We start from the raw sequence: 14,764 nt of genomic DNA, 5'->3' as shown, positions 1-14,764 counted from the left end.
TGAATTAAGGCTGATGCCCACTGTCCATACCCAGGTATTCACCATTACTTGTTGTCCATCCTCTGATCGGCGTCTTCGCACTGGCGACCTCAGCTTACCTCACACACCTGGTGACTCTAATTCACGGGCTGTTAATTGGGGGGAATGAAAAAAGGATTGCTGGCTCCTGAATTCCTAAATCAGAGATCACTCTCTGTGAGTGAGAATGGCTGTATTTCTATTGTTCCCCTCTGCACAATAAATGCCTCAAGTGTCTTTCGATGATTTAGTCACAAAAGCTGTTGCTGGTGAATCCCTAATTAGCTTTCCAACGGATACGGTTCCTGCTCTGGCAACTCGTCCTGATCGGGCAGAGCTAATTTTTGAAGCAAAGCAGCGCAGCCTGGATAAGCCGTTGATTTTGATGGCAGGCGCGATCGCCGATCTGTGGCCATTTGTCGCAGGTAACCCCCAGGAAAGGCAGGAATGGGAAGCGATCGCCGAGCGATACTGGCCCGGAGCACTGACACTGGTTCTGCCTGCCAGCGATCGCATCCCTGCCGCAATGAATCCTAAAGATCCTACTACTATTGGCGTCAGAGTACCCGACCATGCGATCGCCCGCGCCATCCTCGCCCGTACAGGCCCCTTAGCCACTACTAGCGCTAATCTTTCTGGGCAGCCACCCCTGCTCACCCTGGCTGAAATTGAGCAACAGTTTCCCCAGGTACTCACTCTGCTACCTTCAGAGCTTCAACGACTGGCCAAATCTACACCACGCAGGGAAGAAGAACTGGTAGCTTCGGGAATTCCCTCTACAGTGATCCGGTGGACTCCAACTGGTTGGGAAGTTCTAAGACAGGGGGCTGTCACTGTAAGTTTTTGATCAAAAAGTTTTTGATCAAACAGGATGTTCTGATTAGCAATATAGCGCCACCAGGCTTAGGACAGGGTGCAAGGGGGGGAACTCCTGGCTGGAGGCGCAGCCCCCACACCCCCCTTAAAGCCAATGTCCTGAAATTTGCGCCTTTACATCATTGTTCTAAGCTGGGTATCTCCTGCTATAAATCTTCAAAGGGAGTATTTCTTAAAGGTGCCTCGCATCCATTAAAAATATCTGCTCAACATAATCAATCACGATTCCGTAAATTTGGGAACTGGGTGATGAACTGGATAAATTTGGTATGGATGGGAGTGGGTTTTGGGCTGGGGCTGGCTGCGGGCTGGTTCCGATGGCAGCCCTCTAAGAAAAAGCAATCCAACACATCCTCTCCCTCTGGCAACAATCCTATTCAACCCGCTCATCACCCGTCACAACTGGAGTTGGCTTACCAAATGGCAAGTGAAATGAGCCAGTTTAAGGGAGGGTATCTGGCCCGGATTTCCCACGAACTGCGATCGCCTCTCAATGGGCTGATTGGGATGCATCAACTGATTTTGTCCGATTTGTGCGATAGCCCAGAGGAGGAAAGGGAATTTATCACTCAGGCCAATGTCTCTGCCCGCAAGATGGTTGAGGTGCTTGACAGAATTTTAGATGTTGCCAGGGTAGAGTATGGAACAGTTCAACTGGAGATCCAGACCGTTCCCTTAGCGGAGATTTTTCAGGAGGTTTACGACCTCACCTACCTTCTGGCTAAAGACCGCAACATTAGACTACAAATTCTCCCTCCCGACCCAGAAGTTTATGTGCAGGTCGATCTCCCCCGATTTCGGCAAATTCTGATTTACCTGGTTGATACAGCTATCCAGAAATTACCAGAAGATGGCATCACCATTTCTGCGAACCTTTCTACTGACTCTAGCACCGTCCAGATTTGGATCGATGACCAATGTTCTTTGGCTAGCCGCAGCGAACCCATTAATCTGCTGCAGACGGAAGTCACAGGCGATGGTGCCCTTCCTCCAACAGGGCTGAACTTACTGGCAGTTCAAACGCTATTGAAAATGATGCAAGGTCGGCTGGAGGTGGTGCCTGTTCATGCGATAAATGGGGGACCGGATGGAAGCCATCCAAGTTCAATCCTTACCCGAATTCAATGTTCCGTCCCAGGTTATCGGAAGTAGGGGTATTTGGAAGAGGGGGGCTCTAGCAGGGAATGATAAGCGACGCTAACCGCCAGCATTACGCGTTGTGTAGCAGTAGTATAGCAGTAGTCATTATGGTTAGGATGGGGTGCAGGGGTGGAACCCCTGGCTGGGGGCTTCGCCCCCACTCCCTTTTTAATTCCAATGTCCTGACGCACCTGCGTAGAGCTATATAACTACGGGACGAAAGCACAAACGCTGTCAGAGAATACCGCTTGCGGTTCCTGAGCCTGATCATCAGATTGCTATCGATATCCTGCTGGATCAGGAAAGTGGAAGGTACAGGAGAACGCCAAAATTATTCGGCAATTTTTTCTAACAGAACCTGGTACCCCTGATGAATGAGTTTCACCTTCTTCTTGAAGATATTGATAAAGGCATCAATTGCAACTTTGGGTGGATCTTCCTCAATTCCTTGAGGAAACAGGAAACCATAATCATCAAAAATAATCATGCCCCCTACCTTGACCAGTCGCCAGGTTAGAATGGCATCTTCTAATACATCACTGGCAATGTGTGAGCCATCAATATAGGCCAGGTGATAGGAATCGGGAATGAGCGATCGCAATACCATTTGAGACACTCCCACCACCTTTCTCACCTTTTCGGGATGTCCGGTTCTGGCGATATTGAAATCAAATCGTTGCTCAATCGTTTGCACAACAGATTCCTCACACATAACCTTATGTTCTACACTGCCTTCGAAGGGATCGACACAGGTTATTCGAGCAGAGGGATGGGTCAAAATATTTTCAATCAACCAGCAGGTTGAACGGCCCTCCCAACTCCCAATTTCCAGAACTCGTAATTCAGGGATATCGATAAATCGAGTCAAATAATGTTCCCAAACAGGCAGATTGATGCTAAACCAGTCCTGCGAAAACTGATAGCCCTGTTCAATTACCTGAGCCTGATATTTAAGTTTTGGCAGTTCAGCAATTCCCTCTGGCAAATTCGGTTCAAGCTCTAATGCTTTTTTCAACCAAACAAGCGCCTGAGAAAAGTTCTTCTGATCTCTAAAACTGGTTGCCAGGTTGAAATGAACTTTAGCCAGATCTGAAGGGGAGAACGAGGGCTGGATCGCGATCGCCTGTTGAAAGCACTCAATCGCCTGCTCCAGCTTGCCTTCGCCCCGGAAAAAGGAACCCTGATTGTTCCAGGCGGCTGCCAGAAGATTTCGAGCATTCTGATTCGTTGGCTCCAGAGTAATGCCCTGTTCAAATAAGAGAATGGCCTCTGGATAATGTTTTTTGGATAGGTATTCCATTCCCAGTTGCTGCCAGTTTAGAACAGCAAGAAACTCTGGTGATTTTTCAATTCTTCTGAACTTTTCAAATAAATAAACAATCCTTTCCTGCTCAATCTGTTGACGAATTGCATGAAGTTCTTTCGTTTCTGGTGGAGTATCATCTTGATATTGTTCTGGTGGAGTTTGAAATTTCTTGAGTTGTTTATCGAACATATTGCCGGGGTAGCGAATATACTCAACCGTCTCTATTTCAATCTTCACAACTTTAAAAAACCTGGCAATCCAGAGGTCATAACTAATATCTTCACACGTGATCTGGTTATAAGGAATTCTGGCTTCGGGATAGCCTTCAATAAAGTCATGGCAGTCTCTTCGAATACACAAATTCTGCGGCAGGGTGTTTTCGATCGCCGCTTTCCAATAGGGGTGAACCAGATCTTTCATATGCACCCCCGTGCGCACAACCCCGACTGACTGATTGGGCAAATGAATTGTCTTCGGACCCTGATCAGTTTCTAAAACAAAGGATGCATTCGGATTTTTCAGTGGATCATGGTTGAGAACTTGAAAGCACAAATAGATGTGTTCTTTGAAATACAAATCATCTCCATCACAAAAGAATAGAATTTCACCTTTGGAGATTTTGGCCCCGGTATTTCTAGCCGCACCTGCACTCACCCGTTTGGCATGGTGGATCAGTTTGTAGTGGGGTTTATCTTGAATGAAATTGGCAATCAGTTCAGGGGTGCGATCGCTCGATCCCTCATTTACAACCACCACTTCTGCCTCAACCGGATAGGCCGTAAAGTGCTGATTAAAGTAATCAATACTGGCTTCCACACTTTCCAGCGTGCGAATGATCTCGTTTTCCTTATTCAGAACTGGAACGATAACAGAAAACGAGTGAATCATGGCTTTGCACCTCAGCGCCTTTTAGAAGTTAAGAAGAAGAAAGAAGTCAGGAGCCAGAAGTCAGGAGCCAGCAGGGGGAAGGTAACCATTAACCACTACTTCCTCACCTCTCACCTAATTACCATCACTTGAACCGTTTCCCCTGCTGCAATCTGCGTTTGTCCAACGGGTAGAACCGCGAGTCCGTTAGTGCCTGCCAGGTTAATCAGATTACCCGAACTGTGGCTGCCACTGGCGAGGTCAAACTCATACTGTCCGTTGGTCAAATAGAATCGACCCCAGAGGTAGGATTCCCGCTTCCCATCCGAACGTAACTCTGTTCGACTCTTCGCCGCTAAAAAAGTCGGGCCCCAGTCAGATTGGGGAAGTCCAGAAAGTTTACGCAAGGCAGGCTGCACAAATCGCCAGAAGGTAACGAGGGCTGAGACAGGATTACCAGGAAGACCAAAGTAAATTTTAGACCGGGAATTTAAGATTGGAGCTTGAATCGTCGCTGGCGCTCCTTGACCCCGCGCCTCCCCATCTCTTGCGCCTGACTCCTGACTTCTCACTCCTGGCTCCTGGTGCCCAAACGTCGCTACAGTCAACGGCTTCCCTGGCTTAACCGCGATCGCCCGAATATGAATATCCCCTCCCAAAGATTCCAGAATTGTTTCAACGTAGTCGTAATCCCCAACGGAAACACCCCCAGAGGAGAGGACAATATCAGCAGTGGCGATCGCCTTTGCCATTGCCTGTTTCAACGCCTCTGGTTCATCGGGTACAACCCCCATCCTGATAGGAATTGCCCCTGTTTGGGCAACCAGGGCTGCCAGCGCATACTGATTAGAGTCCACAATTTGACCAGGTTGGAGGGGTTGATCAATCCTAACCAGTTCGTTCCCTGTGGATAGAATGGCTACCCTGGGTTGTCGATAGACTCTGACCTGCGCACATTGGGCAGCGGCCAGCACGGCAATCTCTGGAGCTTGAAGCCTGAGTCCTACGGGTAGGAGCGGTGCCCCAGACTGGTAAAACGATCCTCGTTGCCTGACAAAGGCTCCCGGTTTTGGAGCTGCTAAGATAGTCACAGTGCTACCTTCGCGCTGGGTTTCCTCCTGGATAACAACTGTGTCTGCTCCTGCTGGCATCACTGAGCCGGTCAGAATTCGAGCGGCTTCCCCCGCTTGCAACCGGCGCTGAGGCTGGTAACCAGCCGGAATTTCCTCCACAATTTCTAACGTGACGGGCTGCTCTGGGGAACAAAACTGCACATCCTCAAACCGGACGGCGTAACCATCCATAGCAGAATTATCCCAATGAGGAAAGTCAAGCCCACTGGTCACTGGCTTTGCCAGAATTCGACCAATGGCATCTAATAAATCTAGAATTTCGCTATCGTGAACCGGGTTGAAGGGATGAACCTGATTCAGGATAATGTTCTCAGCCTGGGCAACGCTCAGCATGGAAGGGATAGGTAACACACCGGATTTATGCCCAAATTTAACAGTTCGCAATAGAATTGTCACATGGAGTACACTCCCCTTAGGTGGTTACGCTATGCTGTTCTTGGATTGTTCTGTTCCTCTTTTTTTGAGTCGGGATCGCCAGGTTCTAGAGTAACTCCCCCCACAGGTGTCCTATGTCTGATTCTCAATCATCCCCTTCGTTCGAGAATATTTCCGGCTTGGGAGGACTGTCTAAAGACCTTCTCAATCATCTTCCTGAGGATTCTGACATCTGGCACAGCCTGAAACAGGCGATCGCAGCCAGCTCTGGCTTTAAGCGTTGGCAATTGGAGCGTAGTTCAGACGGAAGAGCCAGCGGATTGAATCTGGATACCCTCGTCCGCAGTTACTTACGTGAAACGCTGGAAACACTGGCGTATTAGACTTAGAACCAATCAATAACGCCCAGCACCTTGCGGATCTGCCCTTCAAATTTAGCGATCTGATTATAAGCACTGGCAAGGCGTTTCCCATCCACATACACTTCGCGGGTGGGGTATTTCTGAATAACTTCGAGCAGGGATATTTTGCCATCATCGCTGGCTGATAGCACCAGAGCTGATCGTAGTGCTTGCCGACTGGCTTCGTCGGCTGGTGCCTGAATGGTTTGTCCGATTTCATCCAGCAGGGCCTCTCCCAGGGGGGTGTTTAGCCCTTGATCTAACCAACGAGGGTTCATCTTCACTTTTTGCGTTAAGGCTGTGCGAACCCGCTGAGATTCTCCTTCTGAAATACCGTAGCCTTCTAACGCAGAGCGATCGCCCGTTTCTGCAAAGTTCGTCAAATCATTGACGGAAACCGACTGTCTCAAAATTCCATATTTCAAAACAATCCGTTCCGCTGCCAGCGTACCTGTGCTCTGGAGGAGAACACCAGCGGCGGAAACGAAACCTAACAGGGAAAGGTGCGATCGACGAAGGAAACCCATAATTAACCCAGAGAAGAACTTAGTCTATCAGTAGGTAGCCATCATTAATTGTCAAGGGAGAATGGGGGCGCACCCCCCAGGCAAAGGGTTTCATCCCCTCCACCCCCGAAATTATCCTTAATTCAATTGCGCCTAGCTACTTATTTGTGACGATATTCGCTTCAGATAGTTGCCACCTCTAACGCCAGGAAGAAAAAAGTAACAAAGTTACATAGCGTTCACAAATAATTTGCGAACAAGGGGGGGTGGGGCTTTGCCCCCACGCAGGGGTTCCACCCCTGCACCCCGTCCTAACCATAAGCACTACCGCTATAAGTAGGTAGTCATAATTAATTGCAAAGGGGGGAGTAGGGGCTTGCGTCCCTAGGTAAGGGGTGTAACCTCCTCCAACCCCGAAATTAGCCTTAGGAGCATGGATTAAATAACATCTGATTTTTCCACGTCCTTAACCTCTCCCCCGTCCCCTCTCCGAACCGGAGAGGGGTGCCGAAGGTGGGGTGAGGTTCCAGAGATTATTTAGTTTTCGCTCCTTAATTTAATTGCGCCTATAGCGATCCCTATTTGGATTGTGAGAAAGGATTCCTCAGGAATCCTTTCTCACAAAGCCTCTCAATCTCACGACTAATTTAGGACTGCTATAGCTACTGGTTTGTCAGTTTTAATTTTTGTACCTCTGGATTGAGTAAGAGTGGTTATTTAAGATAAGTCTTGGCAGACCACTACTTAGATTCTCTACTTCTTGTGGGTTCGTCCTTCCCAACGAAACAACCACACCATTAGGGCCACGATACCAATCTGAAGACCCAAATTAGGCAAAGCAGCCTCTACGTCCCGTCCAGCAAGGATTTGAGTCAGAAAGATAAAGGCTCCAATTAGCCCGGATGCTCCAAACGCAAAGTAAACGAATTTGCGTAGCCCTCGATAGGGGGCTATTGCTTCCTCTTTCAAACGGGCATAACGTTGATCATCAAGCTGTTTGGCAGTGCCAGGGCGGCGATCGCCAGATGGTTGTTCAGTCATCAGGATTGCTACGATGTGCCGTGATGTTGTCATCCTACCGTTAGTAGGTAGTCATAATTAATTTGTAAAGGGGGGAGTGGGGGCTGCGCCCCCAGGCAGGGGTTTCACCCCCTCCACCCCTAAAACTATCCTTAATTTAATTGCGCCTGGCTACTTTGTCTGACACAGTTTTAATAGCCCCTATGCATCCTCAATTGATTCTGAAATTGATTCTGAGCGGGGCAGCAAAAGCCGGATAGCCATAATCGCAAAGCCAATAGCTGCAATTATCTTAATGACATGGGCCGGAAGCAAATGAGCCGTTCCCTCTCCCAACAAAACACCCAAAAGACTGGCCAGAAGGAGAGCCGCCGCCGCCCCCAAAAAGACGAATCGAGGCGATCGGGAATTGCCACTTAACGCGATCGCTGCCAGTTGGCTTTTATCCCCTAATTCTGAAATGAATACGGTCACGAAGCTAAGTCCTAAAAGATGCCAATCCATAAATAAAAGTTGTTAGTTGTTGGTTGTAGTTGTTATAGCTGTTACCAGGTTGCTTAGGACATTGATTTTAGGAGGGTGTGGGGTCTTTGTCCCCAGAGGGGTTCCACCCTTTACTCCATTCTAAGCCTGGTGGCTATCGCTATAGTAAGAGAGCCTTGAGTTCTGATAAAGCCACAGGCGACAGGCGTTTCTCCTGACTCTAGCTCCTAATCCCAGTCCCCAGTCCCTAAGTCCTGCCCCCTGCCTCCTGTCTCCTAACTACTGAAAACATCCCACAATAGCCAGACGGAAATCAGCGCTAGAGTAATTCCCGCAGCAGTATCCAGTGTTTTAGGAGAAAGGCGGGTTGAGAGCCAGCGACCCACCAGTACACCCAGCAGACTGGTTGTAATTAAAGCGGCAGCAGCTCCGGTAAACACAACCCAGGGAGCGTGGAATTCAGCACTCATCAACAGGGTGGAAACCTGAGTTTTATCTCCTAGCTCAGCCAGGAAGATGGTGGCAAACGTGGTTGCAAAAACTTTCCAACCCTGGCAAATGCTGTTAGATTCAGTCACAGATTGAGGTTCAACCGTAGACGATGGGGGAATTTCTCGTTCTTCAATGACGATTCCTGAATCTGGCTCCAGTTCTAAGCGGGAATGAGTGAAAGTAGGGCCATCTTCCACAAGTTCTGAATATAGGACTAGGCGATTGAAAGCTGACGAATGAACTTCCACAATAATTTTGAGCTACCGTTTTTCTTTCATTTTCTTTTCATTATCTAGGAGTTCACATGAAAAGGCAACCGATACAGGCGAAAATCGCAATATCAGCTAAATGAGCCTGACTCCAATTTCACGATCAAATCGAAGGAGTTCCAGGCTGCGATCGCCATAAACCCCTTCAATTTGCTGGCGGCAGCAGTCAATTGCAAAGTCATTCAATTCTTCAGGTTGAATACCATACATGGCTTGAAACGTCTCGGCCTCAACCCGGCAGAAGCGGGGGCGATCTGGATAGATACGGCACTCACGGGTAGCGTGGTCAAAATGAATGCACCATCCCCCTTCACCAACCAGGCTCAGGTAAAGTTCCAGATCCTCAGGGGAAAGATACTCGGCCAGCTCAGGGCGCTCTGTCGGATCAAGGTGACAACAGGCCCCACAATTTTGCATACAACGCCAGGTCGCCATAATTGAGACTTTGGTTTAGTCAGCTAGTATAGTAATCCTATTTGGATTGTGAGAAAGGATTCCTGAGAATCCTTTCTCACAAAGCCTCTCAATCTCACGACTGATCTAGGACTGCTATAGATCAAGACAAAAGTTTTGAAGGGGGCGAAGCCCCCACTCCCCCATGTTGCAAAATTTAGTGTTTGCAACATAGGGGTTTGTGAACTTAGCTTAACCTTTTCGTTGGATAAACAACATAAAGTCTTTTCAGGATTGCAGGGACGCCGAGAAATCAAGGGATTGAGGATTATATACTTTTATTAACTTCCTTAAAAGTGACACCATTGGCCGATAAAATAGTCCTCGTCGCAGAATTATAAGCGCGTATCTTTTTGACCGTTATCACTGGTTATTGATGTTGGATCGGAGGGGTAATGGATTTTTTGAACAGTTTGCTAAATGTATTCGGCGAGATCAATTTTGAGGCGATCGCGCAGTTGACCATGTTAGCGGCAATTGTGATCGCTGGTCCTGTTGTTATCTTTCTACTGGCAGCCCGTGGCGGCGACCTGTAATGATTTCCTGGAGTTCATCCCTGGATGGTTAGGGTATTCCAGACCAAGGTTAAAAGTTTCTACGAGTATGAGAGAGTAGTGACGAGCCCGACATCAGTCGGGCTTTTTATTTTTAGCGCGGTCTACTAACTGAGCGAATTCTCTCATTGCCCTGGCATATTGCTCTCCAGCAACTTCCATAACGTTGTTGTGGTCTGCTCCGTCCACAGCGAAAAATTGCTTGGGTTCGTTAGCACGCTTGAAAAGTCCCCGACTGTGCCAGAACGGAATGATGCGATCGCGGGTGCCGTGAATGAACAGCACTGGACAATGAACCGCTCCAATCTTACCGATATTGTTAAATCGGTCAAAAGGATAGAGAGGAATTGCTGTTATCACCCGAAATGCGCTGGTAAACGTACTTTCCAGGATTAGACCCGCGACAGGCTCACGGCGTGCCAGATCTACGCTGGGTCCCCCTCCCACCGATCGCCCATACACAATAATCTGTTGGGGCGATCGGTTCAGATTTGTTATCAGGTATTGGTAAGCAGCATCAATATCCCGGTAAGCGTTTTGCTCTGAAGGGGTGCCCTCGCTGGTGCCATAGCCCTGATAGTCGTAAGCGAAAATGGCAAACCCAATTTTCCGAATCTGCTCCAGAATGGGGCGAACATCACCCAGGTCTTCCCCATTGCCGTGGCTGTAGAGCAGGGTATAAATGGCCTGGGAATTGGATAGATACAACCCAGAAATCCGCGCTCCGTTCGCAGTTATCAGCTTGATGATTTCCTGATTATCTCGATAACTGGAAAGTCTGGGACGAAAGATTAAACCATCCGCGAAAAAGAAGCCATAGAGGCCCAGTGCCAAATAGATGAAAAGGAGCGATCGCACCATCCGTCCCACCGTCAACGTCCCAAACAAACGCCTCCAGATAGTTGGTCGAGTCATACGGGATGTTCCAGAGCACTGAGGGCTGCTTTGATAATGCCAAAGTAGGGAGCTTTCGAAACATCTACTGGAAGTGGTTCTTGCCAACCCTTACTGAGGCAACCCATACGCTGCCCCTGCCGTACTATCAAAACCTTGCCATCTCCATTGTGGATGCGCAACTCTTTCCCATTTCCGTTTTGGGAAAGGCAACAGGTGTAGGCGCGATTATTATAAGTGAATTCAATATTTTGTGGGAATTCAATATCCGGAGCAGCCACAGGCAGCCGTGCGCCCACTAACTCCAGTTCAATAGATATTTCTCCATTCCATTCGTTAGCACGCAATCGGTAGGCAATATCTAGCCGATTGGGTAAAGGGTAGTAGTCGCCCCAGCGCCAGGCGATCGCCTGAAACTTTCGCCCCATCCCCCCTGCTTCGTCTTGAACGGTCAACTTCAGGTGCCCCTTGCCAATCATCTTTTGCTCACAAACGCGAACATTCGCTGACCAGAATACAGGTTCGGGATTGGCGATTCCACAGGGATGAAGCGCATCAATCTGGGCGTAGAGACTGAAATTAATTTGATCCAGTGATGCCTGGGCATCAATTTCGACCAGAGGTTTGAGGTGTTCTAGCTGGAGCGCCTGGTGGGCAAAGTCTCGTAAATGAGCGCGAAATTGCTCTAGATTAGTTGCCTTGAGCGTGAACCCACCCGCTGCTCGATGTCCCCCATGCTTTTCCAGCAAGTCTTTACAAAATTCCAGCGCCTCAAATACATGGAATTCAGGAATTCCTCTCGCCGAACCCCGAATTTTGACCGCAGACCGGGCAATGGATGAATTCTGAACCAGATCGCCCGATTGTTCAGGGGCTGTTTCTGGCTCATCTTCAAAGGTACCAATGAAAACCGGAACCCCATAACGTTCCACCAGGCGAGAAGCGACGATGCCAATTACCCCATGATGCCAGCCAGGTTGCACTAACAACAGGACCCGATCTTGCTGAATGTTGACCCTACCCTCTTCGCAGAGGGCAACGGCTTCTTGCTCAATCTGCTCACAGAGTTGCTGGCGCTGCTGGTTAATTTGCTCACATTGCATGGCCCGTTCCAGTGCAATGCCAGGGTCATCAGTGGTCAGCAATTCAATCACGATCTGGGGATCGGCCAGACGACCGACCGCATTGATGCGGGGACCCAGACGAAAGCCGATCGCCTCTGGCTTCAAATCCTTCACGCCACTTAACCCCGACACCTGGACAAGGGCCTGTACACCCGCCAGTTTTGACTTGGGTAACAGTTGCAGCCCTCGCCTGACCCAGCGCCGATTAACGCCCGTCAGGGGAGCCAGGTCTGCAATGGTGCCCAGGGTAAATAGTTCCAGGAGTGGATTGCTTAAGCCCTGCGTTTTTCCCAGACTTTGCGCCAGGGAGATGGCCAGCACATAGGCAACTCCCACCCCAGCCAGCCCAGCGTAGGGAGACGTTGCGGCAATCAACTTTGGGTTGAGGATGGCATTAGCCGGGGGCAATTCAGGTGGAAGGTCGTGATGGTCGGTGACGATAACGGTCAAACCCAGGTCACGGGCATGGGCAATGGGCTGGTGGGCGGCGATCCCGTTGTCCACCGTCAGGATGAGTTTTACCCCTTCTTCATAGAACTCCTCCACAATCCGCTGGTTGATGCCATAGCCTTCCTTCATCCGGCTGGGAATGGCGTACTCAACCTGTGCTCCCAGCGATCGCAACGCCCGCATCAGCAGGGCCGTACTGGTCATGCCGTCGGCATCATAGTCGCCACAGATGGCGATCCGTTGACGCTGGTTGATGGCATTAATCAGCAATTCCAGGCTGAGGGGAAGATCCGGAAAGTCTTCCAACGGAGAGGGTAAAACCTGAGTTTCCGGGTTGAGAAAGGCGATCGCCGCTTGAGGATCGGAAATGCCCCGATTCAACAGCACCTGAGCCAGTAATGGCGACAAACCAGTTGCCTCAGCAATCTGATTGGCCTCTTCTGCGAAAGCCGATGCAATCTGCCACCGTTGATTGAGACATTTACCCGGAGACGTTGTTTGAGAACTAAATTGAGTTACCACAAGCACTCAAGATTGAAGGAATTTGATGAGGATTGGGCACGATTTCGCCAGTGGGTATCGTACCCGACATTGGGTTGGGTTTGTCCCATTGCCCTCAGAATTCACTGAGACCCTGGCCACCGCTCACCCAAAGCAGTCAATACATTAGTACAAATGCATTGCCAAATCTACCCCAAGTTTGCCCAAATTGAGCCGCATGATAATCGAAAAGCTGAAAAAAGCTACAAAAACCTCAGCTATAGCAGGCAACAAGCGATGGGTAACAGGTTGCGGGCATAATCTCGATGAGATTAGGCTGTCGTCATTTAGAGGAGCACACCGCCTCCAGCAGCAGGTCAATGTGGTTTTTTCTGTGGTTTTGAAAGTACTGCATCACGGCTGAAATATCGCGATCGCAGTTAATCAGACTACCATCCTCATCAATAACGTGAATCTGATAGCTCAAATCAATCAGGAATTGTAAGAACTCTTCCGGCGACATTTTGCCAATTAGGTTCAAGCTCAACGGTGCAAATTCAGTGATAATAACTGGCTTATTTTGAATTAGTATTTCCTTCATCCCCAGCAGTGCAAAGGGTTCGTGACCTTCAATATCGAGTTTAACAATATCAATTCTTTTGCCTGCTAAAAATGAATCAAGCTGTACAGCTTCGACTAATTGAAACTGAGGATTTTCAGTCTTCACATAGGGATTAAGGGATTCTTTATCCTTCGCCGTCACTTTTGCTCCAGAATTAGCCGGGCAGCTCACTTCATAAAGATAAATCGACCCATTTCTGTCGCTGGCTGCCAGGTTGTAGGCTTGAATTGCTGAATCGAACCTGTTATAAATAATGCCTGTCTTTAAATAGCGGAAATTTGTTTCATCGGGTTCAAAGCTAAATACTTTTCCTTCTGGGCACTGACTGGCAGCCAGCAAACTGTAATAACCAATATTGGCACCAATATCTAAGAAACAGGTATCTGATTTTAGATATTTTAGAAATACTTCAGTGACATTTTCTTCATAGCTAGATTTCAAAAGAATTGGTAGTCCGATCGCGCGATCGTGAATATTCAAAATCATTGAAAAGTTATACTTTTCAATCCTTTTAATCACATCATCTGAATCACTCATTACCCGTAAAAATTCCCCCGACTCCAGCCGCCCAATGCTGGATAAAACTCCCCTGACATAGCGTATTAATTTGTTCAGGTATGATTTCATTACTCTTCAACTAAAAGGAGGGGTAACAATTGCAGAAATTTCTGGCCTGGTTAAACTAGGGCTATGGATTTACGCTAATGCTGGGATGTCATTTTATCCCGTTATAGAGTAGACAGATGCGAATCCACTGTACTGATTCAGGAACTAACTTATGGTGAAATACGTTTTGGCAGGTTGCTCGCTTCTAGTTGCCTTAGCCGTGGGTAGCTTACCATCCCAGGCACAGAATCCACCCTCTGCTCCCGCTCAATCGCCTGCCCCGGCCCAGTCTCCTGCCCCAGCAAACGTTAACCCCGATGAGTTAAAGAAATTTGCGAGTGCAGTCAAGAAAGTGCTGGTGATTGCCCAGGACATAGAAAACCAGATGGTACAGGTTGTTAAGAAAGAAGGCTTGACAGAGCAGCGATTCAGTGAAATCCACCAATCCAGACAAAATCCATCTGCAAAGCCAGCTCAACAGGTCACCCCCAAAGAAGAGCAGAGCTACAAACAGGCGCTTTCCCAGCTGAGCCAAATTCAGAAGGATGCCCAGGTGAAAATGGATAAGGCAGTTGAGGCTGAAGGTCTGAAGATAGAGCGATTTAACCAGATTTTTGCCATGGTACAGAAAGATCCTGCCCTGCGGCAGGAAGTCAGGAAGCTAATTCAGAACTAGCAACAATGAATTCTGTACA

The 14,764-nt window shown here is 48.5% G+C and carries 15 protein-coding genes; 5 read left to right on the top strand and 10 right to left on the bottom strand.

The window, feature by feature from the left end; translation table 11 throughout:
- Positions 1–241 precede the first annotated feature (241 nt).
- Together P4D80_RS10105 and P4D80_RS10100 are read left to right on the top strand one after the other, a co-directional pair.
- Positions 242–865: an L-threonylcarbamoyladenylate synthase gene (locus tag P4D80_RS10105; RefSeq protein WP_421659010.1), complete on the top strand. Its 624-nt coding sequence runs from the start codon at positions 242–244 to the stop codon at positions 863–865.
- 278 nt (positions 866–1,143) lie between these two features.
- Positions 1,144–2,046: a sensor histidine kinase gene (locus tag P4D80_RS10100; RefSeq protein ID WP_421659009.1), complete on the top strand. Its 903-nt coding sequence runs from the start codon at positions 1,144–1,146 to the stop codon at positions 2,044–2,046.
- 319 nt (positions 2,047–2,365) lie between these two features.
- On the opposite strand, the gene P4D80_RS10095 is transcribed toward P4D80_RS10100, so the two are convergent.
- Both P4D80_RS10095 and glp read right to left on the bottom strand, forming a co-directional pair.
- On the bottom strand, positions 2,366–4,228 hold the full coding sequence (locus P4D80_RS10095; RefSeq protein WP_421659008.1) for a glycosyltransferase: 1,863 nt from the start codon (positions 4,226–4,228) through the stop codon (positions 2,366–2,368).
- A gap of 110 nt (positions 4,229–4,338) precedes the next feature.
- Positions 4,339–5,736, bottom strand: a complete 1,398-nt coding sequence (glp, locus tag P4D80_RS10090) for a gephyrin-like molybdotransferase Glp (RefSeq protein ID WP_421659007.1) — start codon at positions 5,734–5,736, stop codon at positions 4,339–4,341.
- A gap of 113 nt (positions 5,737–5,849) precedes the next feature.
- Between glp and P4D80_RS10085 the strand changes: the two genes are divergently transcribed.
- Complete coding sequence (locus tag P4D80_RS10085) at positions 5,850–6,098, top strand: hypothetical protein (RefSeq protein ID WP_421659006.1); 249 nt, start codon at positions 5,850–5,852, stop codon at positions 6,096–6,098.
- 2 nt (positions 6,099–6,100) lie between these two features.
- Here the strand turns inward: P4D80_RS10085 and P4D80_RS10080 are convergent, their stop codons facing one another.
- The 5 genes from P4D80_RS10080 to P4D80_RS10060 form a co-directional block, all read right to left on the bottom strand.
- Positions 6,101–6,643, bottom strand: a complete 543-nt coding sequence (locus tag P4D80_RS10080; RefSeq protein WP_421659005.1) for an alpha/beta hydrolase — start codon at positions 6,641–6,643, stop codon at positions 6,101–6,103.
- Between the two features lie 732 nt (positions 6,644–7,375).
- Positions 7,376–7,696 (bottom strand): DUF3493 domain-containing protein, encoded by a 321-nt coding sequence (locus P4D80_RS10075; RefSeq protein ID WP_421659004.1) that lies wholly within the window; start codon positions 7,694–7,696, stop codon positions 7,376–7,378.
- A gap of 147 nt (positions 7,697–7,843) precedes the next feature.
- Positions 7,844–8,146: a TMEM165/GDT1 family protein gene (locus P4D80_RS10070; RefSeq protein ID WP_421659003.1), complete on the bottom strand. Its 303-nt coding sequence runs from the start codon at positions 8,144–8,146 to the stop codon at positions 7,844–7,846.
- Positions 8,147–8,400: 254 nt separating this feature from the next.
- Entirely contained in the window at positions 8,401–8,814 is a 414-nt protein-coding gene (locus tag P4D80_RS10065; protein WP_421659002.1) for a TMEM165/GDT1 family protein, read from the bottom strand.
- A gap of 147 nt (positions 8,815–8,961) precedes the next feature.
- Positions 8,962–9,321 (bottom strand): YkgJ family cysteine cluster protein, encoded by a 360-nt coding sequence (locus P4D80_RS10060; protein ID WP_421659001.1) that lies wholly within the window; start codon positions 9,319–9,321, stop codon positions 8,962–8,964.
- 413 nt (positions 9,322–9,734) lie between these two features.
- Here P4D80_RS10060 and psb30 point away from each other — a divergent pair, with 413 nt between their 5' ends.
- Positions 9,735–9,875 carry a photosystem II reaction center protein Ycf12/Psb30 gene (gene psb30 / locus P4D80_RS10055; RefSeq protein ID WP_421659000.1) on the top strand — a complete coding sequence of 47 codons (141 nt, stop codon included), beginning with the start codon at positions 9,735–9,737 and terminating at the stop codon, positions 9,873–9,875.
- Positions 9,876–9,968: 93 nt separating this feature from the next.
- Here psb30 and P4D80_RS10050 read toward each other — a convergent pair whose 3' ends face one another.
- The 3 genes from P4D80_RS10050 to P4D80_RS10040 form a co-directional block, all read right to left on the bottom strand.
- Positions 9,969–10,808, bottom strand: coding sequence for an alpha/beta hydrolase (locus tag P4D80_RS10050; protein WP_421658999.1), 840 nt, complete (start codon positions 10,806–10,808; stop codon positions 9,969–9,971).
- The gene (locus tag P4D80_RS10045) at positions 10,805–12,883 is read right to left on the bottom strand and encodes a single-stranded-DNA-specific exonuclease RecJ (RefSeq protein ID WP_421658998.1); all 2,079 of its coding nucleotides are present in this window, start codon (positions 12,881–12,883) and stop codon (positions 10,805–10,807) included. The genes P4D80_RS10050 and P4D80_RS10045 overlap by 4 nt, the downstream gene beginning before the upstream one ends.
- 301 nt (positions 12,884–13,184) lie before the next feature.
- Entirely contained in the window at positions 13,185–14,090 is a 906-nt protein-coding gene (locus tag P4D80_RS10040) for an FkbM family methyltransferase (RefSeq protein WP_421658997.1), read from the bottom strand.
- 151 nt (positions 14,091–14,241) lie between these two features.
- On the opposite strand from P4D80_RS10040, the gene P4D80_RS10035 reads away from it, so the two are divergent.
- Entirely contained in the window at positions 14,242–14,745 is a 504-nt protein-coding gene (locus P4D80_RS10035; RefSeq protein WP_421658996.1) for a DUF4168 domain-containing protein, read from the top strand.
- Positions 14,746–14,764 lie beyond the last annotated feature (19 nt).

Origin of the sequence: Leptothermofonsia sp. ETS-13, assembly GCF_049200465.1 — a bacterium.
GTDB lineage: Bacteria > Cyanobacteriota > Cyanobacteriia > Leptolyngbyales > Leptolyngbyaceae > Leptothermofonsia.
This window is presented reverse-complemented; position numbering and strand designations above follow the sequence as displayed.

Coding starts and splice junctions, on each gene's coding strand:
- P4D80_RS10105 (WP_421659010.1), top strand. CDS start 242: ATGCCTCAAGTGTCTTTCGATGATTTAGTCACAAAAGCTGTTGCTGGT.
- P4D80_RS10100 (WP_421659009.1), top strand. CDS start 1,144: ATGAACTGGATAAATTTGGTATGGATGGGAGTGGGTTTTGGGCTGGGG.
- P4D80_RS10095 (WP_421659008.1), bottom strand. CDS start 4,228: ATGATTCACTCGTTTTCTGTTATCGTTCCAGTTCTGAATAAGGAAAAC.
- P4D80_RS10085 (WP_421659006.1), top strand. CDS start 5,850: ATGTCTGATTCTCAATCATCCCCTTCGTTCGAGAATATTTCCGGCTTG.
- P4D80_RS10080 (WP_421659005.1), bottom strand. CDS start 6,643: ATGGGTTTCCTTCGTCGATCGCACCTTTCCCTGTTAGGTTTCGTTTCC.
- P4D80_RS10075 (WP_421659004.1), bottom strand. CDS start 7,696: ATGACAACATCACGGCACATCGTAGCAATCCTGATGACTGAACAACCA.
- P4D80_RS10070 (WP_421659003.1), bottom strand. CDS start 8,146: ATGGATTGGCATCTTTTAGGACTTAGCTTCGTGACCGTATTCATTTCA.
- P4D80_RS10060 (WP_421659001.1), bottom strand. CDS start 9,321: ATGGCGACCTGGCGTTGTATGCAAAATTGTGGGGCCTGTTGTCACCTT.
- psb30 (WP_421659000.1), top strand. CDS start 9,735: ATGGATTTTTTGAACAGTTTGCTAAATGTATTCGGCGAGATCAATTTT.
- P4D80_RS10050 (WP_421658999.1), bottom strand. CDS start 10,808: ATGACTCGACCAACTATCTGGAGGCGTTTGTTTGGGACGTTGACGGTG.
- P4D80_RS10040 (WP_421658997.1), bottom strand. CDS start 14,090: ATGAAATCATACCTGAACAAATTAATACGCTATGTCAGGGGAGTTTTA.
- P4D80_RS10035 (WP_421658996.1), top strand. CDS start 14,242: ATGGTGAAATACGTTTTGGCAGGTTGCTCGCTTCTAGTTGCCTTAGCC.